Genomic DNA, 23,905 nt, shown 5'->3' on the forward strand with positions numbered 1-23,905 from the left:
AAAGATTTTGAAAAGAGGTACTTATTTTATGGTCGTTGATTTGAAAATGTTAGCTATGATTTTTATCATTAATTTTGCATATATTACCTTAAATACTATTCGTTTTATGTTAACGATGAAAGGTTATCGGGTTATTGCACCGCTGGTTAGTATGGCTGAAATAACAATTTATGTCTTAGGGCTAAGTATGGTTCTGAATCGGTTAGACAATCCTTTAAATTTACTTGTTTATGCGCTTGGTTACGCTGTTGGCATTAGTGTAGGAATTAAAATCGAAGACTATTTGGCCTTGGGTTATATTATGGTATCGGTTATCCTCCCTTCTACTACTGAACAATTTCATTTACCAGAAACACTTCGTGAACACGGCTATGGTGTTACGCAAAGTGTCGCCTACGGACGCGAAGGAGAACGAATGGTTTTAGAAATTCTTTCCCCAAGAAAAAACGAACGTACATTGTACAAATTAATCAATCAATTAGAGCCGAGAGCATTTATCATTTCCTATGAGCCTAAGTTCATTTCCGGTGGGTTTTGGACGAAAAAAGTTCGCAAAAGAAATGACGCCATTTCTCACTAAGAAACGGCGTCATTTCTTGTTATTGATTTTTAGTTTACATAATAAAATTATCGTAACTTTAATTTATTCTAAGATAACTTAGAGAGTTCGTACCTAGTTGCTCAATCAATTGTTGCATAAAAACTAAGCGTTCGATGGCCGATCGGTTAGCAATTTTTTCATAATAAAATGCTAGAATATCCGACTGTGCTTCTAAAGGCTCGGCTTGTTCCGTTGCTACTGGTAAAAGGAGTTTTAAGTGGTCCTGGTCAATCGTAATCACTTGGGTCAAGTGCAAACTTTCTTGAAAAATATTAGGCACAGTACTGACTTTGCGGCCTCGCAGAGCTTGTTTAATGACTCTTCTCGCTTGCGAAAGATAGTATTCAGGATTTACGTCCCCTAGCAAGTCATATAAAGCGCTGAAGGCTTCTGGCAAGGCTTCCTCTTTGCCCAAATAATCAAAATAACGAGGCATTGTTGGAACCTCTGTCTTCTCTTTTTCAAGCGTAATTATAGATAGTTGTGCCGAGGCCAATCTTTGTTTTTGATAAAATGAGGGGCCACCGCTCACGCCAAAAAAATAGTCTTCCTCTTCTGGAAACACTTGTGGCCAAAAAGATTCAGCTAGCCAAAATAATTGCTCTGTTACAGTTCCTTTAAACTTAGGAAGTTCGTCTTCAGCCAAGGTCAAACTCGCAACTTCAGCTGCCGTATAAATAGGAAAATTCAAACGATATTGACGATTTTCCCGAATGATTAACTGACAATCAATCATTTCTGATAAAAATTGTTCTAACTTGGCTTCTGTTGCAAAGGCCGCTTTTAATTGTCTTAAAATGATTCTTTCTTCCCGATGTTCATACATAAAAGTAACAAGAGGGAAAAAAAGTGATTGGTTGAGCAAATGATTGTATTGTTTCATTTGTTGCGGAGAATGATAGTAAATTGCTAAATCATTCATGTTAACGCCCCTTTACTATTGAAGCGCCTAAGCAACAAGGAATTTATCGCGTTGCTTAGGCGCTTACGGTTTTAGTTAAAGACTTCTGTTAATTGTGGTACTACTTGTTTTTTACGAGAAACAACGCCTGGTAAGAACGCACGATTGTTAACTAATGTTACATTGAATGCTGCTTCAATTTTGGCTTGTTCCGCACCAATCGCTAATAATTCAGAATCACTGTCTAGGATATTCGTAATAATTAAGACAAACAAGTCATAATTATTGGCTGCATTTTCTGCGGCCATAGCTGCTTCTAATTCAGCTTGACGATCTAAAACTTCTGCTAAATCGACGGTATTTACTTGAGCAACACGAACTGTTTTGCCGTTCATTGGGAAGCTCTTAGCATCTAAATCTAAAAGGACTTCAGCTGATTTATCGCTTAAGTTTGTTCCTGCTTTTAATAAGTCAAGACCATAGCCTTCTAAATTGATTTCAGCAATATCAGCTAGGGCGTGCGCTGCATCGATGTCTTCTTGTGTGCAAGTTGGTGATTTAAATAATAATGTATCAGAAATAATCGCTGAGACCATCATGCCAGCAATTTGAGCTGGAATTGTCACGTTATTTTCTTTAAACATTTTATAGATGATTGTACTGGTACACCCAACTGGTTCTGCACGATAATACAATGGATCTGCTGTTTCGAAGTTGGCAATCCGGTGATGATCTACTACTGCTAAAATGTTTACTTCAGCGATATCTGAAATGCTTTGTTGGAATTCGTTATGATCCACTAACATGACTTGGTTTGTTTCGCTAGCTGCTTCAGTGACAACACGTGGTGCTTCAATATTGAAGTAATCTAAGGCATATTGAGTTTCTTCACTTGGTGTTCCTAAAGCGACAGCTTCTGTCTCTTTTCCTAATTCTTTTTGTAAGTAAGCAAAACTAATTGCTGCTCCGATAGCATCTGTATCAGGATTTTGGTGTCCAAAAACTAAAATTTTTGACATAATACACACTCCTTGGTTTTGATTCACTCTTAATGATAACAAAAAATAGAAAAGAAACAACAAAAAAATTGTCTTCTTTTCTATTTTTTCGTTTGTTAACGTGCTAGATAACCTTGATAGTCCTCGACATGTAGTAGTTTTTTCGCATTTTCAACACGATCATTTTTAGGAGGCTCAATTCCTTCTAATGGATAAGGAATACCTAGTTCTTCCCATTTGTACTTGCCCATCGTATGGTAAGGAAGCACTTCAACTTTATCTACATTGTTTAATGTTTTTATGAAGGCATCCAGACGGATTAAATATTCGTCGTAATCACTACGTTGAGGCACCAATACGTGGCGAATCCAAACAGGTTTGTCAATTTCAGATAAATAGGTAGCCATCTCTAAAATATTATCATTTGATTGCGTTGTTAACAGTTTATGCTGCTCGTTATCAATATGTTTGATGTCAAATAAGAGTAAATCTGTATACTTCATCAATTCATCAAATTGACTAATGAAGGGTTCTTCCCGAGTAAAAGGTTTGCCACACGTATCTAAGGTTGTATGAATGCCTTGTGCTTTGGCTTTTTTAAATAAATCGATCAAAAAGTCCATTTGCAATAGCGGCTCACCACCACTGACAGTGATACCACCCTTTTCGCCCCAATAAGAGCGAAAACGTAATGCTTCCTCTAATACTTCGTCAGTCGTCACCACACGACCACCGGAACCAATTTTCCAAGTATCTGGATTATGACAGAATTGACATCTCATGCGACACCCTTGTGTAAATACGATAAAACGGACACCTGGGCCATCAACGGTACCAAAATTTTCTGTTGAATGAATTCTACCTGTAACTGGTGTTGTCATAATGATCCCTCTTCTTTCAAACGAAAAGGATGACACGTTAAATGTCACCCTTTCAGTTAAATAATGTAAATGTTTTTTATAGTCTGTCGTGTGAAGTTCTTGAAATAACGTCTGCTTGTTGTTCAGGAGTTAAGTCACGGAATTTCACGGCATATCCAGATACACGGATAGTTAAGTTTGGATATTTTTCTGGATGTGCTTGTGCATCTAATAATAATTCGTTTGTAAATACGTTTACGTTTAAGTGGTAACCACCTTTATCGAAGTAGCCATCTAATACGTTACGTAAGTTGTTAATTCTTGTGTCGTCGTCTTTACCTAAACCATTAGGGTTGATGGTTTGTGTATTAGAAATACCATCTAAAGCGATTGTATATTCTAAACGAGCTGTTGAGTTTAATGAAGCTAACAAGCCATTTTTCTCACCTAAGAATTTACCGTCTTGATAACTTGGGTTCGCACCTGGTGCAAGAGGTTTGCCGGCACGACGTCCGTCAGGCGTGTTCCCTGTTGCTTTACCATAAACAACGTTTGAAGTGATTGTTAATAATGAAGTCGTTGGTTTAGAGTTACGGTATGTGTGTTGACGTTTAATTTGTGTCATAAAGTAATCTAAAATCCAGTTAGCCATTGCATCGGCTTCTTCGTTATCGTTTCCGTATGTTGGGAATTCTTTTGTTGGTACATAATCAATTGCCATACCATCTTCGTCACGGATTACTTCTACTTCACCGTGTTTAATTGCCATGATACTATCAGTCGCATGAGAGATTCCGGCAATACCAGTTGCGAATGTCCGTTGTAAATCAGTATCCATTAAAGCTAATTGTGGTGCTTCATATGCATATTTATCATGCATGTAATGAATAATGTTTAATGTGTTAACGTACAATTCAGCTAACCAGTCTAAGATGTCTTTATAGCGTTCCATGAATTCATGGTAATCTAATTTGTCACCAGTCATTGGACGATATTTTGGTGCTACTTGCATTTTAGTTTTTTCGTCGACCCCGCCGTTAATTGCATAAAGAACAGCTTTCGCTAAGTTCGCACGAGCGCCGAAGAATTGCATATCTTTACCCATAACTGTTGCAGAAACACAACATGCGATTGCACAGTCGTCAGAACCCCAGTTTTCACGTAATAAGTCATCGTTTTCAAATTGGATAGATGAGCTTTCTTTCGCGATTTTAGCTGCATATGTTCTGAAGCCTTCTGGTAAGTGAGAAGAATATAATACAGTTAAGTTAGGTTCTGGAGATGGTCCCATGTTTGTTAATGTGTGTAAGATACGGAAGTCATTTTTGGTAACTAATGAACGACCGTCAATACCCATACCAGCAATAGATAATGTTGCCCAAATTGGATAACCAGAGAATAATTGGTTGTATTCTGGTGTCCGTGCAAATTTAACCATACGTAATTTCATGATTAAATGGTCAATCATTTCTTGTGCTTCGAATTCAGTGATTAAACCAGCTTCTAAGTCACGTTGGATATAGATATCTAAGAATGCTGAGATACGACCAATTGACATTGCCGCACCATTTTGAGATTTAATGGCACCTAGGTAACCAAAGTATAACCATTGGATTGCTTCTTGCGCATTTGCAGCAGGACGAGAAATATCGAAACCATAAGAAGCAGCCATTTGTTTTAAGTCATTTAACGCACGGTATTGTTCAGAAATTTCTTCACGTAAGCGAATAACATCGTCTGTCATTTCTTTGTTACCAGTGTTATCATGATCTTTTTTCTTTTGTTCCATTAAGTAGTCGATACCATATAATGCGATACGACGATAGTCACCGATAATACGGCCACGGCCATAAGCATCTGGAAGACCAGTAATGATTTTGTTTTTACGTGCTAAACGCATTTCAGCTGTGTAGGCATCAAAAACACCTTGGTTATGTGTTTTTCTGTATTCTGTGAAGATTTTTGTCATTTCTTCGTCAGTTTCATAACCATTTGAAACTAAGGCATTGTTCGCCATTTTAATACCACCGAATGGCATAAATGCTTGTTTTAATGGTACATCTGTTTGTAAACCGACAATTTTTTCTTCTTCTTTGATTAAGTAACCAGGTTCATGTGACGTAATAGTTGCTGGGATATCGCTATCCATGTCATAAACGCCATTTTTTTCATGTTGGATTTCAAATAATTCTTGTAGTTTTGTCCATAATTTGTCAGTGCTCGGAGCGATTGGTTCTAAGAAACTGTCGTCGCCTTTGTACTCTGTGTAGTTGTTTTGAATAAAATCACGAGTGTCAACGCTTGTTCTCCATTTGTCGCCTTTAAAGCCTTCCCATTGTTTCATGAAGTGTTTGCCTCCTTAGTTAACTGCTACTTGATTGTATGTAACAGCTTTATGTGATTAGTATAACACATAACCTTTTAGATGCAAGCGTTTTTTTATTATTTATTGCACTTTCTTAATAAATAAATGGGGAGTGAAGATTATAAACGCTGATATATAAACATTTATACTTGTGAAAATAAGAACGATTTATAGTTGTTATCACTTGTGAAAAATGTACTTCTGTATTAAAAACAGCAGCCATCTGTATTAATACAGATGGCTGCTGTCGAGATATTTATAACACAGTTTAGTTTGTTTGTTCTTCTTCAATTACTGCAGAATGCATCTCGTGGACTTCCATTACTTGGCCATCTTTTTGTTCATCGATGACAAAGGAACCGTTGGATGTTCGTTCGCTGATTGGATAGTTTTTCGACTGAATAACTTCTTGTGTGCCTTTTTGCGTAGTAACTAATAAATCTAAATCGGTACTTTCAGACATAAAGACAACACGATGTGGATTTTTCTTCAATTCCCGTAAGACCATTAATCCACGTTTTGCTCGTCCTAATTGTGTTAATTCTTGGGCTAACATGCGTTTAACACCGCCACGTTGGGTAACAATAACAATCGGTGTATCCCCTTCAGAATGAACCAGTAAACCATTAACGACATAATCGTCTTCTTTGAGGTTCATTGACTTAACTCCAGCCGCTTTACTACCTACAACAGGTACTTCATATAATGGATAGCGTAAGCCAAAACCGCGATTGCTAACGAGGAAAACATCCAATAAGTCTTGATCATTTGTTAAATAAACATTGGTAATTTCATCTTGGTCTGATTTTAATTTCATACAAGATGTCGGGCGGCTCTTATAAGTGCGCCAAGGCTCAAAATCAGCCATTTTGGTTTGTTTAATCATGCCAGCTTTTGTAATGAAAACAAAGGTTTTTGTCGGACTTAACTCTTTATAAGGATATACAGCAATAATCGATTCATCGATAGCAAGATTTAAAATGGTTTGAGAAATATGTTCGCCAATTTCTTTCCAGCGTAAATCTGGCAACTCATGGACGGGGCGATAGATCATATTCCCTTTATTTGTTACTAGTAAAAGATGATCTAATGTATTGACTTCGCCAGCATATAATAAAAAGTCGCCTTCTTTCATGCCGATTTCTTCTGGTTTTGATGCTGTATAAGAACGAATACTACTCCGCTTGATATAGCCTTCGTGCGTCACGGTTACAACCACGTCTTCCTGCGCAACTAACACGGCTGTTTCAATCTTGATTTCTTGGATTTCCTCTTCAATTTGAGTTAAGCGTGGATTGCCATATTGCTTTTTAACTTCGCGAAGTTCTTTTTTCATGACTGAGAATAGTTCTTTTTCATTGTTTAAAATATTCAATAACTCAGCAATTTGTTGTTCTAAAGTTTTCGCTTCTTCTTGTAAATCAGTAATATCCGTATTGGTTAAACGGTATAGCTGTAAAGTAACGATTGCTTCAGCTTGTTCTTCAGTAAACGCATAGTCGGATACTAAGTTCTTCTTCGCATCTTTTTTATCTTTACTGCCACGGATTGTTGCAATCACTTTATCTAAGATAGACAATGCTTTAATTAAACCAGCAACAATGTGCTCACGTTTGCGAGCTTTGTCCAACTCAAATTGACAACGGTTAATGATAACTGATTTGCGATGCGTAATGTAACTTTCTAAAATCCGTTTTAGGCCCACTTGTTGCGGGGTCATGTTGTCGATGGCTACCATGTTAAAGTTGTAATTGATTTGCAATTCAGTGTTTTTAAATAGATAATTTAAAATACCTTCTGCATTGACATCTTTTTTTAGTTCAACAACAATTTGCAAGCCAGTTCTGTCACTTTCGTCACGAACTTCGGCAATGCCGTCTACTTTTTTATTTAAACGGATTTCATCCATCTTCTTCACTAGCGTTGCTTTATTGACTTCATAAGGAATTTCAGAAATGACAATTTGTTGTTTGCCGCCTTTTAAGGGCTCAATCTTTGTCTTCGCACGTAAAATTACTTTACCGCGGCCGGTTTCGTAGGCTCTTTTAATTTCTGCTTTTCCTTGTAGGATCCCACCTGTTGGAAAATCTGGTCCTGGAATGTATTCCATTAATTTCTCTAAACTTGCATTAGGATGATCAATTAAATACACGGTTCCATCAATAATTTCCGCTAAATTATGTGTAGGAATTTCTGTTGCATAGCCTGCTGAAATCCCCGTTGAGCCGTTTACCAATAAATTAGGATATTTGGCTGGTAAAACAGTGGGTTCTTTTTCTGTATCGTCAAAATTCCAGACGAAATCGACGGTATTTTTGTCGATATCTTTTAACAACTCACCACTTAACTGTGATAAACGAGCTTCTGTATAACGCATCGCCGCTGGCGGGTCGCCATCCATACTTCCGTTGTTTCCGTGCATTTCAATTAGTACTTCCCGTAATTTCCAGTCTTGACTTAGACGGACCATCGCTTCATAAATACTACTGTCGCCATGGGGATGATAATTCCCCATAATGTTTCCGACAGATTTTGCTGATTTACGAAAGCCTTTATCAAAGGTATTGCCGTCTTTATTCATTGAAAAGAGAATGCGGCGTTGTACTGGTTTTAGCCCATCTCGAATATCTGGTAGGGCCCGTTCTTGAATGATGTATTTGGAATATCTTCCAAAACGATCGCCCATTACTTCTTCAAGGGTTAATTCTTGAACTTCTTGGCGTTTTTCCAAAATTGTCACTCCCTACTCTATGTCAAACAAACTGATTTCAGTGTCATCGGTTTGTTCTGCTTCTTTTGTTTTTTCCGCATCTAAAAGACTTTCTCCTGTTGGTGTAGAAGTGTCTTCTTCTGAACGATCTAAAATACTGCCATCTTCTTCCAACGTAAATTGAACATGTTGTTCAATCCATTTTCGACGAGGTTCGACTTTGTCGCCCATTAATGTGGTCACACGGCGTTCTGCTTGAGCTGCATCATCAATCCGAACACGAATTAAGGTTCTAGTTTCAGGATCCATCGTTGTTTCCCAAAGTTGTTCTGCATTCATTTCACCCAGACCTTTATAGCGTTGGAGCATATAGCCTTTACCAACTTTATCAATCACTTCTGCCAATTCACCATCGGTCCAAGCATACTCAATGACTGATTTTTTTCCAGTTCCTTTAGAGACTTTATAAAGTGGTGGTAAGGCAATGTAGACTTTCCCGGCTTCAATTAATGGTTTCATATAACGATAGAAGAACGTTAATAGCAACACTTGAATATGGGCACCATCGGTATCCGCATCGGTCATAATGATGATTTTATCATAATTACAATCTTCAATTGAAAATTCAGGACCAACGCCTGCGCCAATCGTATAGATCATAGTATTGATTTCTTCATTTTTCAAGATGTCTTGCATTTTCGCTTTTTCCGTATTAATGACTTTTCCTCGTAGCGGTAAGATGGCTTGGAATTTCCGGTCGCGTCCTTGTTTTGCTGAGCCACCGGCCGAGTCTCCTTCGACAAGATATAATTCATTTTTCTTAGGATTTCTGGATTGAGCTGGGGTTAATTTTCCAGAAAGTAACGATTCGCCTTTTTTCCGTTTTTTACCGTTCCGGCTTTCTTCACGGGCTTTGCGAGCCGCTTCACGGGCTTCACGGGCTTTAATCGCTTTCCGAATTAATGATTGACTCATTTCACTGTTTTCTTGTAAATAGAAGCCCATTTGTTCGCCTACGACGTTGTCGACAACGGTTCTTGCTAAAGGTGTACCTAATTTCCCTTTGGTTTGGCCCTCGAACTGTAGTAAGTTTTCTGGTACTCGAATAGAAAGGACGGCTGCTAAGCCTTCGCGGAAGTCGCTACCTTCTAAATTTTTATCTTTTTCTTTTAATAGTCCCACTTTACGTGCATATTCATTGTACGCCTTTGTCATTGACGTTTTCATACCGACTTCGTGGGTACCGCCATCTTTTGTGCGGACATTGTTAACGAAAGATAAAACATTTTCAGAATAGCCATCGTTGTATTGGTAGGCTAATTCAACTTCAATACCTTCTTTGGCTCCTGAAAAATAAACAACGGGTGTTAATGTATCTTTTTCTTCATTTAGATAGGCAACAAATTCTTTAATGCCTTCTTCGTAGTGGAAGACTTCTTCTTTGGGTTCTTCCCCACGTTCATCCGTTAAAGTAATTTTGACGCCTTTTAATAAGAAAGCTGATTCTCTCAAACGTTCTGCTAAAATTTCGTAAGAAAAATTTGTCGTAGAGAAAATGGTGTCGTCAGGTAAAAAAGTAACGGAGGTGCCGTTGCGTTTTTTTGTTTTGCCAATTTTTTTTAAGGTACCAACTGGTTTACCGCCGTCCTCAAATCGTTCCATGTATTCTACGCCATCACGAACAATATGAACTTCTAACCACTTAGATAAGGCATTAACAACACTGGCACCCACCCCATGGAGTCCGCCTGAAGTTTTATAGCCACCTTGGCCAAACTTACCACCCGCATGTAAGACAGTAAAAATAACTTCTACTGTTGGGATACCAGAAGCATGCATCCCTGTTGGCATTCCGCGGCCAGAGTCTGCAACACAAATACTATTATCTTTTTGGATAGTTACGTTGATTTCATTCCCGTAGCCAGATAACGCTTCATCGACTGCGTTATCGACAATTTCATAGACTAAGTGATGGAGTCCACGGCTATCGGTTGAACCGATATACATACCAGGTCTTTTCCTCACTGCTTCCAATCCTTCTAGGACTTGGATAGAGGCATCATTGTACTCATTGTTAATTTTTTTAGCCAAAGAAAAAACTCCTTATACTTAGATTCTCGTTTAGTTAATAAGCGTACATTAACTATTTCTTAAAGACTTAGAAGAAGAGTGAGCCGGTTTCTTGCGTTTTCCGTTCGCTCCTTCTAAAACCATCATTACAATAATACTCTATCTGGGTCAAAAAAAAAAGAGCTTTCCGTTCAGGACGCTCTTTCTTTATAAAATTACACGTGTTTATTCAGCATCTGCCATTTTTGCCAATTCAATTTTAATACAACGGTCCATAATAACTTGACGACCTTCATTTAATAACAAGTTCGCTGCCTCTTCGTTTTCCAAACCTAGTTGGGCCCAAAAGACAGGCGCTTCTGTTTTCAATGCTTCTGCGGCCACTTCTGGCAAAAATTCACTCCGCCGAAAGACGTCAACAATATCAATCTTTTCAGGAATCTCTGTTAATGCCCCATAAACCGTTTCGCCAAGCACCGTTTCGCCTTTTAAAACTGGATTGACAGGTAACACACGATAGCCATGTTGCTGTAAAATTTCCGCAATTTTGTAACTCGTGCGGTCGGGCTTGTTACTCAAACCAACCACCGCAATATTTTTTGCTTGTTTTAAAATATCAAAAATTTGATTTTGACTTGGATTCTCAAATGTCATTCACTCAACCCCTTTTTTTCGTTCTTATCTATTATAACGCTGAGTAAAGGGTTTTGGCAAAATTATTCTCTGAATACCGACAAAATAATTATTGGCTTTGCCAATCTGCTGGATAAGTCACGTAGACAAAGCGGGCATCACCCGTCACTGAAAATTGAATTTTGCTACTTTTCGGGATTAAAATAATTTCGCCGGCTGTTGCAGAAATTTTACGTCCGTCAATCAGTATATCCAGTTGTCCTGAAATAATATAATCAATTTCATCGTATTCTAGTGTCCAGTCGAAGGTGGTATCTTTCATCACCATTAAACCGCAACCAAGGCGCGGGCTTTCTTCTAAAGAAAACAGATCTTTTGTGTAAACAATGTCCGCTGGGTTGCCTGTATCTAAGCGATCGTCTTCTGTTACGTCAATTTCGGGTAATTTGATGGACATAATTCCACTTGGATCCACTTGTTTAGTCGGCATTAATTTTTCTGTGACAATTTGTCGAACAAGCGTTTCAATCATTTCACGATTTAATTCTGTCATATTTACACCTCATTATTTCACTTCTGTTTCGGGTTTCCCTAGCATTCGATTTGCCATAAAGATAGCCACAAAAATGGCGGTAATCCCTCCAACTAATTTTCCAACAATCATTGGAAAAATCATTTCTTTTGCTACGCCTGCAGTAAAACCAAGGTGGTCACCTAAAACGAAAGAAGCCGAAACAGCAAAAGCGATATTAATAATTTTCCCTCGATTATCCATGTCTTTTAACATTTGGAACATGGGAATATTGTTAGCTAATGTAGCAACCATTCCTGCAGCCGCTACTTCATTCATTCCTAAAACTTTTCCTAGTTTCATCAATGGTTTATTAAAGACTTTCGTAATCACAGCGACTAAACAGAAAGCGCCAGCTAAAGTTAAAGCAATCCCGCCAACGACTTCAATTCCTTCAGTAACTGGTGCAATACCAGGAATCACTGTAATTCCTAATAATAGTTGAATCGCCCCCACAACTAAACCAAAGATAGCGACAATCACTACGCCTTGACCAAAAATTTGGAAGCCTTTAATCATGCCTTTTGGCGCTAACCATAAACCTAAAATAATTAAAGCGGCAACAATAATAATTGGAATTAAGTTAGGAATAATCAATGACAATGGCATGCCAGCTGTTAAACCGCCTGCTAATAAACCAAAAGGAATTGTAATAATCCCGCTCAAAACACCTGTTGCTAAGAATTGTTGGTCATCTTTTTGGATAATGCCAAGCGCTACTGGAATTGTAAAGACTAACGTTGGCCCCATCATTGCACCTAAGATTGCCCCCGCAAATAAACCAGCTTGTGGATCATTGGCTAATTGTTGCGCTAACGCAAAGCCGCCCATATCATTAGCCAATAAGGTTGTGGCAAACATTGCTGGATCAGCCCCTAGTAATTCATAGACAGGAACGACAATCGGGCTTAAAAGATTGGCTAAGACAGGCGCTAAAGTGATAATCCCTACCATAGAAAGCGCTAGAGAACCCATAGCCATAATCCCTTCCTCAAATTGCTCCCCTAAACCTAGTTTGTTGCCAATACATTTATCGATTCCTCCAATAATCATGAAAAGAACCATAATATACATAATAATTTCATTAATGCTCATGTCTCGTCCTCCCTATTCTTCCTCTGTAGAATCAATGACACCAACAATCATTGCATCAATTGGGACATTCGGATCTTCTGCCGAAATACGGGCAGCATTGCCTTGACTAATTAACACTTTGTCCCCGACACCAGCTCCAGCGTTGTCAGCAGCAATTAAAAATCCTTGCTTTTCGTCCTCTTGATTCAAAATATCAACCATCATAAATTTCCAGCCATTTAATTTTTCATCTTTTCTTGTTGACCAAAGGCTACCAGTCACTTTTCCTAAAAGCATCGTTTTTCCTCCTTACGTCAGCAATTGATGTTTCCTAGCATAATCTTTCGCTAACGGGGTTAAATAGGCGTTTTTACTTAAAGAAACACCTGATTCTGTCATTCTTATCAATTGTTTTTCAGTAATGTAGGTTCGTTTGGTCTCAGCCAAAGAACGAAGTTGTTTTTGACAGGCCGCCTGAAACACAGCGTAATTTTCTGAATCATGATAAAAAATCAGCCCAAACTGTTGGCACATGTCCACGTTTTCCTGAATCGTTTGTTTCAAACGATACTTCAATCGTGAATTTTTAGTCACTGAAGGTATTGGGGTTAAAACCAATACCGGCTTACCTTCAAATAAGAATGCTAAGATGTTTTTGACTAATTCATCCGTTTCCTGTAAATGCGCAATCGCATTTACTTGGGAAATCGTTAGCCTCTTTACAACCAAGCCTCGTGCTAGCTTCTGCTCCTTGGTTACCCAATTTACATCAGGAAAACGAACAAACATTTCTTCAGGAAATGCTTCTTTTGCTTCTGCTAAAGCCACCGAATAAGACGACGACAGCAATTGTTGACAAATTTGATCAGTAATCTGTTGAATCAAATTTTCCATTTCAGAAACGTTCATTGTCCTTCCTCCTTTTACTTAAGAATATAGCCACGAGCTCCTTTGGTTAAGCCGCAAGCGTTGGCTTCATCGTAGTCAATATGCATGTACGTTGCAAATCGCGGACTGATTCGCACAACTACATCATCAAAGATTAACGGACGTGTGCCTTCCACTTTGACTTGCACAATTTGGCTATTGCTTACTTTATTTTTCAAGGCGTCTTCGGGTGTCATGTGAATATGACGTTTGGCAACAATTAAGCCGTGACTTAATGTCACAACTGCTGATCCGTTCATCAGCGTGACACCTGGTGTCCCTTCTGTCTTGCCACTCTCTCTAACTGGGGCGTTAATTCCTAAAATACGTGTATCCGTCATAGAAACTTCAACTTGTGATTCGCTACGTTCAGGGCCTAAAATAACCACATTTTGAAAAAGTCCTTTAGGTCCAGCAACCGTAATTCGTTCTTTACAAACGAACTGTCCAGGTTGTGATAAATCTTTCACTTTTGTTAGTTGATATCCTGGTCCAAATAATGCATCAATCTCTTGACGAGACAAATGAACATGTCGGCCAGAAGCTTCAACTTCAAAAGTATTTTGTTGTTGTTGCTGAATTCGTTTAACAACTTCTTCAACAATTTCATTCATTGAATCCAATTTGTTCATCTCCTAGTTTCGTGATATTTCAGCCATGGTGCTAATTAATTCTGTAGCCCAAGATTGAAAAAGGCCGAACAGTTGTGATTCTCCTTTTAACTGGAGAATAATTTTATCTAGTTGTAATTGAATTTCTTTTGAGGAATAGCGCCATTGTCTCTGTTGGTTAGTTAGAATAGTTACCTTTGATTCCAAAATGACTGGTTCCATTACAATCGACTGTTCTAAAATAAACTTCTCTAACCACTGTTGTTGTTGTTCGAAATATAACCAACCTTCTGTTGATAACGCTTCATTCGTTAAGAAAGGCAAATACAATAGATGGCTTAAGTGCCGAATCTCATAAATTGTTTCTTTTGATAAATGTTCTTGTTTTTGTTTTTGTGAGGAGGCCTTCACTGAATGAACCTCAGAAAGCAATGGGTTTGTTGAAGAGAAGCTGCTATTAATCCGATGCTCGCGTAGATAGCTTTTGGCGGCTGGCGTCAGAAAACTGCCTACAGGAAACACAAAATCCGTGCCATCTTCTAGTTCTTTTTTAAGCCTTTTGTTGCGAAGCATATCTTCTGTAATAACTGTCATAACACCCCTCCTCAATGAAAGTTTAGGACAGAAGTAATGAACCTACCTCTGCCCCAAAAAATCAAAATTATAATTCAGTTGTTGCGTGTGGTAAAATAGCGTCTACTTCTGTATGTGGACGTGGAATTACATGGACAGATAATAATTCACCAACACGTTCTGCTGCAGCAGCACCAGCATCTGTTGCTGCTTTTACAGCACCAACGTCACCGCGAACCATTACTGTAACTAAACCGCCACCGACTTGTTCTTTTCCAATTAAAGTAACGTTTGCCGCTTTCACCATTGCATCAGCTGCTTCAACAGCACCTACTAAACCACGAGTTTCGATCATTCCTAAAGCATTTGTACTTGACATTATAATTTCCTCCTAAGATGTATGTTTTATTTTTAAAAATTTGGGACAATTATCAATTTGACTTAGGTCCCAAACCCTAAATCCAATAATTTATTTGTTTTACTCTTACTCGCTCGTTTCTTGTTAGTTTAAGCGAGCTAAAACTTGAGCTACCACGGCATTTACTAGTTCTTCTTGATTGGTTGTTTCGCAAGAAGTAGCCACAGATGTGGTTGATGTTTGACCAAATTCTTGACGAATCTCTTCTAAATCACGCACGCCATATGCAACACGACGTAAATTGAACAGATTTTCAACCCCAATATTATCAGAAGTTGAACTGCCACCAACTGCGCCACAGCCAAGTGTTAATGCTGGCACTAAGTTAGTTGAAGCACCAATTCCGCCAAGTGTACCAGAGGTGTTAACAAGCAAACGAGAGACGGGTTTTCTTAAGCCAAATTCACGAATGACTTCTTTGTTTTCTGTGTGAATACCCATCGTATGACCCGCACCTTCACCTTTCAAAATTTCAATTGATAACGCGCAAGCTGCTTCCCAGTTTTCAACTGTATAGAAAGCAATAATCGGTGCCAATTTTTCTCTTGAAAATGGATATTTCAAGCCTACATGTGTTTCCTCGGCAACAATTAAGCGGCGATCTTTTGGAATAGATAAACCAACTAATGAAGCAATATGTTGAACGGAACGACCCACGATTTGCGGGTTCATTGTACCGTTTGGTCGTAAAATAAATTTAGCTAATTTGTCGGCTTCGGCTGGACTTAAGAAATACGCTCCCTGCTTAATTAACTCTTCTTTGACCGCTTCACGGTTGACAGTTTCAACAATAATTGATTGTTCCGATGCACAAATTGTACCGTTATCGAAAGTTTTTGAATCCATTATTTGTTTCACTGCATGAGGAACATTTGCGCTTCGTTCGATGTAGGCTGGTCCATTACCAGGCCCAACACCGATTGCTGGTGTTCCAGAAGAGTACGCTGCTTTAACCATTGCGTTTCCACCAGTAGCTAAAATTAAATTTGTTTCTTTATTTTTCATTAATTCGCTGGTCGCTTGCATGGTTGGCGTTTTGATGACCGAGACACAACCTTCTGGTGCCCCTGCAGCAATAGCCGCTTTTTGGATAATTTCTACTGTTTCAATAATCGATTTCAACGCATTGGGATGTGGTGAAAAAACAATGCTGTTGGCAGCTTTTAATGAAATTAATGCTTTGTAAATGACTGTTGATGTCGGGTTGGTAGAAGGAATTAATCCTGCAATTACACCAACTGGGACAGCAATTTCAGTGACTTTTTTGGCAGCATCATCATGGATCACACCAACTGTAGCTTTGTCCTTCATTTCGTCATATACTACTTTTGAAGCGAAAGCATTTTTGATGATTTTATCTTCATAAATACCAAATCCTGTTTCTTCATTGGCCATTTTCGCTAACTTTTCTCGTTGGTTAAATGTAGCCTCTGAAACTGCTTGGACAATCGCATCGATTTGTTTTTGCGAAAATGTTGCTAATACTTGCTGTGCCTCTTTGGCTTTTCTGATTAAATTTCTTGTTTCTTGGATGGAACGTAAGTCTTTATCTACTAATTCCACTCGTCTTCACTTCTTTCTATTTCCGCCATGATTGCTTGAATTAAAGCTTCTTTATTGGCAAATTTAATCTCACTTTTCTTTAAACTACTTAGGTTCATTTTGTAGGCTTGTTTGCGTAAATCAACCACGCGTTGTGTTTCTAATTTTTGGCGTATGCCAGTGTGTTCTTCCGAATCTGGTGTTTCAATCTCTTCTTCAATTACTTCTACTTGTTCCATCGGTTCAGGTGCTGACTTGGGTTCTGGATCTGATAAAATCACTTCCGTTTGAGCATCAACCCGTGAGATCACATGATGAGCAATTAAACAATTTAATTCTTTAGCTACTTCCGTGCCTACTTCAACGGCAGCTTGAACCGCGGCAACGTCACCAATCAGTTCCACAGTTGTTAAACCGCCATTAATAATTTCAGCTTTTAACAAAGTAACGTCGGCGGCTTTCAATGCCGCATCGGCCACACTAATGGCACCTAAAAATCCTTTGACTTCGACCATTCCTAATGCTTTCATTCAGGTCACATCCTTAATAACTCAACGGATTGTCAGCGATATTTTGAATGACTTGTTCAAACGCACTGCAAGCAGCTTTACATGCAGATTGACTACCTGTCAATAAGGCGCCGCCAAAGTTCGTTTCAGAAGGTGGTCCATAAAAGACACCCATTTGAACATCGGCAGCTTTCATTGCTGCATCTAAGCCAACCATTGCTTCTAGCGGTGGTGCAATCAGATAAGCAATCGCTTCACCTTCAGGAATATTCGCTTGTTCAGATAAAAAGCTACCCGTTCTTGATACTACATGTGCAAAATAAACAATACTGTCATCTTCGTTAGCACTATAGAAGCTGGCTTCTTCTTCAATGACTTGCGTAATGACACTCAAGCCACTATTGACTTCAGCAGGACTCGGACCAGCAATAATGCCAATCACTTCACCGGCTAATTTGGTTGAAGCATTTGCTGCGCCAGCATACATACTTTTACCGTAAACTACAGTAACATCGGCGGCTTTAGTTGCTTCATCTAATGCAACATAAGTGACATCATCACAATCGGAAGTAACAATTCCTAATGAGCGATGTTCTGGTTTCAATGATAATTCTTTTGCTAATGCCGGATCGACATTGGGAATGACTTTCATACTTAGGACATTTGCGCCTAGACGATCATTTTTCATGAGAAATCCTCCTTTATTCAGCTTCTTTTAAATCAATACCAGATTTTTTCTTGTCTAACATTTTTTTGATAATTTCGGCAATGTAGGCCCCTGCTTCAACAGCCGGTGTCCCACCTTTGTGAATATTTGAAATAACTGTCCGCCGTGCTTCTGGCATACCGACAGTTGGTTTGTAGGCAATGTAGGCACTCATAGATTCTGCTGTTACTAAACCAGGACGTTCGCCAACTAGCAAGCAAACAACATCAGCGTCAGTGATTTCACCAATTTTATCCATTGCTGGCACACGACAATATTTAACAAAAACTACATTGTCGAAATCTAAGTTGTACATGTTTAATCCTTGTTTAATTGCTGGTAGGACTTCTTTAATATTCGCTTCGATAGCAGCTGAACTAAGGCCATCCCCTACGACCATTTGGATTTTGGCTTTTGGTGTCGTATTTTTCCGAATGATTTCACTATTTTCTTCATCAAATTGACGACCATAATCTGGACGTGTTAAATATTCATCTTTACTGTTACAGATTGTTTTTGTAGAAATAAAATTCATTTCTTTTACCAAGTCTTCGCTTACGTCTGAAAAGACCGCATCTTGTGCTGCCGCATGGTCCGCTCGGAAACGTAATGTTGAACTAGTCATATAACGCGTCCCTGCACGACCAACGCCTAAACGAGCTGGCGAGAAAGCTTTCATTTTTAATAGTGCTTCAGGATCTACGGCATTTTTCAATAGCAATTGTTTACGTAAATCTACTTCAGTAATGTCAGGAATTAGGCCTTCTTCAATTTCTGTCGTTTCAGTGACGTGTGTTGTGACTGGTTTTTCTTCAGCAGTCACAGTGGCAGTCGAAACCGCTTGATTGTCAGCGACCATTTCTTTTAAAATTCCGGCAATCATTTCTTTTAATTCTTTTTCGTTCATTTGTATTCTCACCTCGTTTATTTAATAAATACAGATGCATCGCCAGCGCGACTTGTTAATTTTCCGTTTTCCATTAAGCCCATTTTTTCCATCCATTCTTCAAATTCTTTAATTGGACGTAAGCCTAATGTTTCACGAATCGTCGCAGTTTCATGGAACCCAGTTGTTTGATAATTTAACATGACATCATCGCCATGAGGAATCCCCATGATATACGTACAACCAGCTGTTGCTAATAACATTGCTAAGTTTTCCATATCATTTTGATCAGCTTTCATATGGTTGGTGTAGCAGACATCACAGCCCATTGAAATTCCTGTTAATTTGCCCATGAAATGATCTTCTAAACCAGCGCGGATGACTTGTTTTGAATCGTAAAGATATTCTGGTCCAATAAAGCCGACAACGGTATTTACAATATACGGATCAAATTTTTTGGCTAAGCCATAACAACGCGCTTCCATTGTCACTTGGTCTGCGCCAAAGTTCGCTTCAGAAGAAAGTTCTGAGCCTTGACCTGTTTCAAAATACATCACATTAGGACCAGCTGCTTGACCACTGTGAAGCGCTAAATCTTGTGCTTCAGCTAAAATTTCTGCATTTAAACCAAATGCAGTGTTTCCTTTTTCTGAACCAGCGATGGATTGAAAGACTAAGCCAGTTGGCGCGCCTTGACGCATGGCTTCCATTTGTGTCGTTACGTGAGCAAGCACGCAAGTTTGTGTTGGAATTTCCCATTCGCTACGGAACTCTTCAAATTTGTTTAAGATCCGTTTAACACTTTCTGTAGAATCATCAACAGGATTCAAACCAATTAAGGCATCACCGGCGCCATAAGAAAGACCTTCCATAACTGATGCCATAATGCCATCGACATTATCGGTTGGATGGTTTGGCTGTAAACGATTCGAAAAAGTTCCGGGACGGCCAATCGTTGTGTTGGCGGTTTTTTCAATATTGATTTTTTTTGCGCCAACAATTAGATCCATGTTGGACATTAATTTACAAACAGCAGCAATCATTTCTGAAGTGAGTCCACGGGAAATTCGTTTGATATCAAAATCGGTTGTTTCCGAAGATAAGATAAATTCGCGTAATTCTGCGACTGTCCAATGTTTAATACTTTCAAAAATTCGCATATTGACTTGGTCAATAATAATGCGTGTCACTTCGTCTTCGTCATAATCAACAACGGGATTGTTAAACAAGTTATTTAAGGACAATTCCGATAAAACGACTTTTGCTGCCACGCGTTCTTCGGCTGAATTAGCAGCTACGCCAGCTAACTTGTCGCCAGACTTTTCTTCATTGGCTTTGGCTAAGACTTCTTTAACGGATGTAAATTGATAGACTTTGCCAAATAGTTTGGTTTTTAAAATCATCTTTGTGTCGCTCCTTTTTAATTAAATACTAAGGTCTTAACAATGACTGGAAGGACGGCTCCTTCTGCCACTGGTAAACCGATATCTACATAATCACCGTTTTCTACTTTGACCGAATCAAGACAGATAAACGGATAGTCTTTTGGCAGATGGGCACTTAAGGCATGCCCTAAAGCTTTCGCCATGTCTTCATCCACCATAACAATAATGGGAATTTGTTCAGCAACTAAACTAGCTAATCCTTCCACAATCCCTTGACCATAGCGTTGAATATCAGCAAATGTTGGATTGCTCATGCCTCTAATTGCTAGGGCAATCTGGGGTGTTTCTTCAATACGATGCCAATTGAGTTTTTCTTGGATTCGCTGGCCTAATTCTGTCACAGTAAGGGTTTCATCCTCTTGCGCTAATTTTAGAATTGGGATATTTTTTACCGGCAAAATTTGCTCACGATAAGCGATCGTGCTTCCGCTAATTTCAGCAGTATGTGAACCTGCTCCGACGACCGTCGCTCGAATTGTTTCTGCGCTTTCTAAGACTTCTTTTTCCGAAAAAATCAGTGACTTTCTCAAGTATTTCCCTAAAAGTAAGCCGATGTCCCCATATTTAAAGAGATTCGTACTTGTCGTATTTAAGCAATCAGCCACACCACCAGAAAATGTTACAATTGGTAATTCCTCACCTTTTCGTAGTGGATGGTTGGTTACTAATAACTGGTAGAACGGACTTTGTGTCCCCAAGCCAATGCTATTTTCTAACACGGCAACTAATTCCGAAATAATTGGCAGTAAGTTTTGTTCGGTGGCTTGGTCACCAAGGTGCAAGGTTAGCCCTTTTTTATTTATAATTTCTTGAATTTTCGGAGCTATATAGGTGATTTTTTGTTGTTGATCTAATTTAATTAAGCGTCCGCCAATGTCAAAACAAGCCGTGTCAATCACTTCACCATCTTTAAAGACAGCTAAATTTGTCGTTCCACCACCAATATCTAAATTAACCACCGGTCGGCGTTTCGTCTCAGAATAAGTTTGAGCCCCAGCGCCTTTTCCGGCAATGATACTTTCTAAATCAGGTCCAGCCGTAGCAACGACAAAATCACCTGCATAGCCACTAAGTGCTCGTAGCACATTGTTGGCATTGCTTTTTCGAGCAGTTTCACCTGTGATAATTACCGCACCCATTTGAATATCTTGTTTATGAATGCCTGCTTGGCGATATTGCTCCGCTACAAACGCTTTGATAGGTTCTGCACCAATTTCTGATTGGTTAAGTAAGGGTGTAAAGATAATGTCACTTCGGTAAATGACTTTTTTATCAGAAATGCTGATACGTGGTACTGTAAACGCAGAGGCAAAATTTTCAACAGTTAATTCTGACAAGACTAATTGGGTTGTAGACGTCCCTAAATCAATCCCTACGGTTAAAAGTGTTTCCTTCGACATCGCCTGACTCGCCTCCTTTTGCATACAAAAAGGCACTTAAAGAATCGTTAGAAAATTTCTTTCTACTTTTCTTTAAGCGCCTTTGCTTAATCAATGAACAACATCACTGGTGTTCTGTTCGAAATAGAAACAGGTTTTAGTTCCCTGTTTATTGGATTCAATTGTAATTTTTCCTTTTAATTTATCTTTTACGTAGCTTTTGACAATCATCAAACCTAAACTGGTCTCGTTACTTTGATGAACGTCATAGCCTTTACCATTATCTGTAACAGTAATGGTAATCATTTTATTATCTAATGTTCCACTAAGTTTAACAACGCCACTTGTTTGTGGCTCAAATGCGTGATCAAAAATGTTTTGTAATAGTTCGTTGACAACAAGGGAAATGGTGACCATTTGTTCGCTAGAAACCATAATGGCTGGATCAACATCCATCATCATCTCAATGGGTTGTGCGCCTTGAAAAAGATGTCTAAAATTATACATCACTGCTTCCAATGTTTGCCGTAAAGCAACGTCATCTTTGACTTGTTTTGACAGCAATTCATGGGTGGCTGCAATCGCCATAATTCGATTGACACTTTCATGAAGGACTTTCTTTGCTTCGGGGCTTTGCGTTCGCCGTTCTTGAATACGCAATAAGGAAACCACCGATTGCAAGTTATTTTTAACACGATGATGAATTTCACGAATCGCAACAGATTTGGAAATAATTTCCGCTTCTTTTTCTTTAAATTCTGTATTGTCTTGAATAATCATAATCAGTTGTTCTTCTGATGCCAACCACACTTTCCGAACCTTAAAATAATAATTAAGGTAGGTCGTTTTGCTTTCAATTGGTTGATTACTCATTTTATATTTCATTTGATACAACACATATTCAAAAGTTGTATAATCAATGGACAAATTATCATAACTCATTCCAATGATATTGTCCCGATAACCAAGTTTGCGATAAAGCTCTTGTGCATTGTGATTGGTAATTAATAAGTGACCCGCCGCATCAAAAATCAAAACGGCTTCTGCCAATTGATCAATAAATAATGCGTCGACTTGACTAGTTGATTTCGCTACTTTTGCTAACTGGCAGTTATTTAGCTCCTCTTTTTGTAAGTCCGCTTGAATCTCTTCATCTGCCGCAATCTCGACAATAATGACACCAATCGTTCGATGTTCATTGCGAATGGGATAGATATTTTGCTTAATCAAACGATTTTCCTGAGTCACTGCTAACAAACCAATGCTATTTAAGCTAGTCTGCATGGTACGCAGAACACCAGGTTCATTTTTTAATAAAGCTTCCATCCCGACGACATCTCCGCTATATAAAGAAGTTGTCTTCGCAGGCGGCTTATGATAAACGACTAGTGCTTGCTGTGACATTTCCTTATACACATCAATAAAAACATCTGCACTTTGATAGAGTGTCGTCGAAGAAAGATAACGTGCTGTACGTTGTAATTCTTTAATGTCTGATTCTGAAAGATTGGTATATTGGTGACATAATTGCTCTAATCGTTTCATTTATTCATCATCCATTACAATCAATTCTGCAATTTCACTCATACGTGCGCGTTTGTTCATACTTAACGTACGCAACATTTGGTAGGCTTCTTCTTCCGATATATGATTTTCTTTTACAAGAATACCTTTGGCTTTTTCGATAATTTTACGTTCTTCTAATTTTAAACTTAATTTATCGATTTGATTTAGTAACAGCTGCGTTTGTTTGCCTCGTTCAATGCTCATTTCAATTGTAGGTATTAATGATTTTTCGTCTAGAGGTTTAACTAAATAACCCAGTGCACCTAATTTTTTAGCCTTGTCCGTATTTTGTACGTCACTGTATGCAGATAAAAAGACAATACTACTGGCTAGTTGGTCTTGAACAATTTTTTTACCTGCTTTTAGACCATCTAAAATTGGCATTTGAATGTCCATTAATACTAGGTCAGGTTGTGTTTTTTTACATACTTCAATTGCTTCAAAACCATCGGCCGCTTCACCGACTACTTCGTATCCTGCTTCTATCACAATATCACGAATATCGAGTCTCGTAATAGGTTCATCATCGACTATTACAATTCGTCCATCCATTTTCTTCA

The 23,905-nt window shown here is 38.6% G+C and carries 23 protein-coding genes; 1 reads left to right on the forward strand and 22 read right to left on the reverse strand.

From position 1 onward, the window contains the following. Positions 1 to 28: 28 nt before the first annotated feature. Positions 29 to 580, forward strand: a complete 552-nt coding sequence (locus tag IGJ04_RS01390) for a DUF2179 domain-containing protein (RefSeq protein ID WP_002361848.1) — start codon at positions 29 to 31, stop codon at positions 578 to 580. 58 nt (positions 581 to 638) lie between these two features. Here the strand turns inward: IGJ04_RS01390 and IGJ04_RS01395 are convergent, their stop codons facing one another. The 22 genes from IGJ04_RS01395 to IGJ04_RS01500 form a co-directional block, all read right to left on the reverse strand. Continuing rightward, complete coding sequence (locus IGJ04_RS01395; protein ID WP_438839822.1) at positions 639 to 1,523, reverse strand: DUF1803 domain-containing protein; 885 nt, start codon at positions 1,521 to 1,523, stop codon at positions 639 to 641. A 71-nt stretch (positions 1,524 to 1,594) separates the two neighbouring features. Then, positions 1,595 to 2,521 carry a manganese-dependent inorganic pyrophosphatase gene (locus IGJ04_RS01400; RefSeq protein ID WP_002360265.1) on the reverse strand — a complete coding sequence of 309 codons (927 nt, stop codon included), beginning with the start codon at positions 2,519 to 2,521 and terminating at the stop codon, positions 1,595 to 1,597. 95 nt (positions 2,522 to 2,616) lie between these two features. Beyond that, entirely contained in the window at positions 2,617 to 3,381 is a 765-nt protein-coding gene (pflA, locus tag IGJ04_RS01405) for a pyruvate formate-lyase-activating protein (RefSeq protein ID WP_002357530.1), read from the reverse strand. A 76-nt stretch (positions 3,382 to 3,457) separates the two neighbouring features. Next, positions 3,458 to 5,704, reverse strand: coding sequence for a formate C-acetyltransferase (gene pflB / locus IGJ04_RS01410; protein WP_002357529.1), 2,247 nt, complete (start codon positions 5,702 to 5,704; stop codon positions 3,458 to 3,460). Between the two features lie 289 nt (positions 5,705 to 5,993). After that, positions 5,994 to 8,456, reverse strand: a complete 2,463-nt coding sequence (parC, locus tag IGJ04_RS01415) for a DNA topoisomerase IV subunit A (RefSeq protein ID WP_194178126.1) — start codon at positions 8,454 to 8,456, stop codon at positions 5,994 to 5,996. A 12-nt stretch (positions 8,457 to 8,468) separates the two neighbouring features. Then, positions 8,469 to 10,526, reverse strand: coding sequence for a DNA topoisomerase IV subunit B (gene parE / locus IGJ04_RS01420; RefSeq protein ID WP_002401497.1), 2,058 nt, complete (start codon positions 10,524 to 10,526; stop codon positions 8,469 to 8,471). 204 nt (positions 10,527 to 10,730) lie between these two features. Further along, entirely contained in the window at positions 10,731 to 11,159 is a 429-nt protein-coding gene (locus IGJ04_RS01425; RefSeq protein ID WP_010713382.1) for a CoA-binding protein, read from the reverse strand. Positions 11,160 to 11,247: 88 nt separating this feature from the next. After that, positions 11,248 to 11,691: an ethanolamine utilization protein EutQ gene (locus IGJ04_RS01430; RefSeq protein WP_002357522.1), complete on the reverse strand. Its 444-nt coding sequence runs from the start codon at positions 11,689 to 11,691 to the stop codon at positions 11,248 to 11,250. Positions 11,692 to 11,703: 12 nt separating this feature from the next. Then, complete coding sequence (gene eutH, locus IGJ04_RS01435) at positions 11,704 to 12,804, reverse strand: ethanolamine utilization protein EutH (RefSeq protein ID WP_002357520.1); 1,101 nt, start codon at positions 12,802 to 12,804, stop codon at positions 11,704 to 11,706. Between the two features lie 12 nt (positions 12,805 to 12,816). Continuing rightward, positions 12,817 to 13,080: a EutN/CcmL family microcompartment protein gene (locus tag IGJ04_RS01440; protein ID WP_002357519.1), complete on the reverse strand. Its 264-nt coding sequence runs from the start codon at positions 13,078 to 13,080 to the stop codon at positions 12,817 to 12,819. 12 nt (positions 13,081 to 13,092) lie between these two features. Further along, positions 13,093 to 13,692 (reverse strand): TIGR02536 family ethanolamine utilization protein, encoded by a 600-nt coding sequence (locus IGJ04_RS01445; protein WP_002363982.1) that lies wholly within the window; start codon positions 13,690 to 13,692, stop codon positions 13,093 to 13,095. A gap of 14 nt (positions 13,693 to 13,706) precedes the next feature. Next, the gene (gene eutD, locus IGJ04_RS01450) at positions 13,707 to 14,342 is read right to left on the reverse strand and encodes an ethanolamine utilization phosphate acetyltransferase EutD (protein ID WP_002357516.1); all 636 of its coding nucleotides are present in this window, start codon (positions 14,340 to 14,342) and stop codon (positions 13,707 to 13,709) included. A gap of 3 nt (positions 14,343 to 14,345) precedes the next feature. Next, complete coding sequence (locus tag IGJ04_RS01455; RefSeq protein ID WP_002357515.1) at positions 14,346 to 14,915, reverse strand: hypothetical protein; 570 nt, start codon at positions 14,913 to 14,915, stop codon at positions 14,346 to 14,348. Between the two features lie 67 nt (positions 14,916 to 14,982). Continuing rightward, positions 14,983 to 15,273 (reverse strand): BMC domain-containing protein, encoded by a 291-nt coding sequence (locus IGJ04_RS01460; RefSeq protein WP_002357513.1) that lies wholly within the window; start codon positions 15,271 to 15,273, stop codon positions 14,983 to 14,985. Between the two features lie 123 nt (positions 15,274 to 15,396). Continuing rightward, entirely contained in the window at positions 15,397 to 16,875 is a 1,479-nt protein-coding gene (locus IGJ04_RS01465; RefSeq protein ID WP_002357511.1) for an acetaldehyde dehydrogenase (acetylating), read from the reverse strand. After that, complete coding sequence (locus IGJ04_RS01470) at positions 16,866 to 17,384, reverse strand: BMC domain-containing protein (RefSeq protein WP_002366723.1); 519 nt, start codon at positions 17,382 to 17,384, stop codon at positions 16,866 to 16,868. The genes IGJ04_RS01465 and IGJ04_RS01470 overlap by 10 nt, the downstream gene beginning before the upstream one ends. A gap of 13 nt (positions 17,385 to 17,397) precedes the next feature. Further along, the gene (gene eutL / locus IGJ04_RS01475; RefSeq protein WP_002357509.1) at positions 17,398 to 18,051 is read right to left on the reverse strand and encodes an ethanolamine utilization microcompartment protein EutL; all 654 of its coding nucleotides are present in this window, start codon (positions 18,049 to 18,051) and stop codon (positions 17,398 to 17,400) included. 13 nt (positions 18,052 to 18,064) lie between these two features. Beyond that, positions 18,065 to 18,976 (reverse strand): ethanolamine ammonia-lyase subunit EutC, encoded by a 912-nt coding sequence (gene eutC, locus IGJ04_RS01480; protein WP_010823698.1) that lies wholly within the window; start codon positions 18,974 to 18,976, stop codon positions 18,065 to 18,067. Between the two features lie 17 nt (positions 18,977 to 18,993). Continuing rightward, positions 18,994 to 20,358 carry an ethanolamine ammonia-lyase subunit EutB gene (locus IGJ04_RS01485; protein WP_142966505.1) on the reverse strand — a complete coding sequence of 455 codons (1,365 nt, stop codon included), beginning with the start codon at positions 20,356 to 20,358 and terminating at the stop codon, positions 18,994 to 18,996. Between the two features lie 17 nt (positions 20,359 to 20,375). Then, positions 20,376 to 21,824 carry an ethanolamine ammonia-lyase reactivating factor EutA gene (eutA, locus tag IGJ04_RS01490; protein WP_438840339.1) on the reverse strand — a complete coding sequence of 483 codons (1,449 nt, stop codon included), beginning with the start codon at positions 21,822 to 21,824 and terminating at the stop codon, positions 20,376 to 20,378. Between the two features lie 66 nt (positions 21,825 to 21,890). Further along, the gene (locus tag IGJ04_RS01495) at positions 21,891 to 23,324 is read right to left on the reverse strand and encodes a sensor histidine kinase (protein ID WP_002357504.1); all 1,434 of its coding nucleotides are present in this window, start codon (positions 23,322 to 23,324) and stop codon (positions 21,891 to 21,893) included. Continuing rightward, the gene (locus IGJ04_RS01500) at positions 23,325 to 23,897 is read right to left on the reverse strand and encodes an ANTAR domain-containing response regulator (RefSeq protein ID WP_002357503.1); all 573 of its coding nucleotides are present in this window, start codon (positions 23,895 to 23,897) and stop codon (positions 23,325 to 23,327) included. Positions 23,898 to 23,905: the final 8 nt, after the last annotated feature.

Source organism: Enterococcus sp. AZ050 (assembly GCF_051715085.1).
GTDB classification, from domain to species: domain Bacteria; phylum Bacillota; class Bacilli; order Lactobacillales; family Enterococcaceae; genus Enterococcus; species Enterococcus faecalis.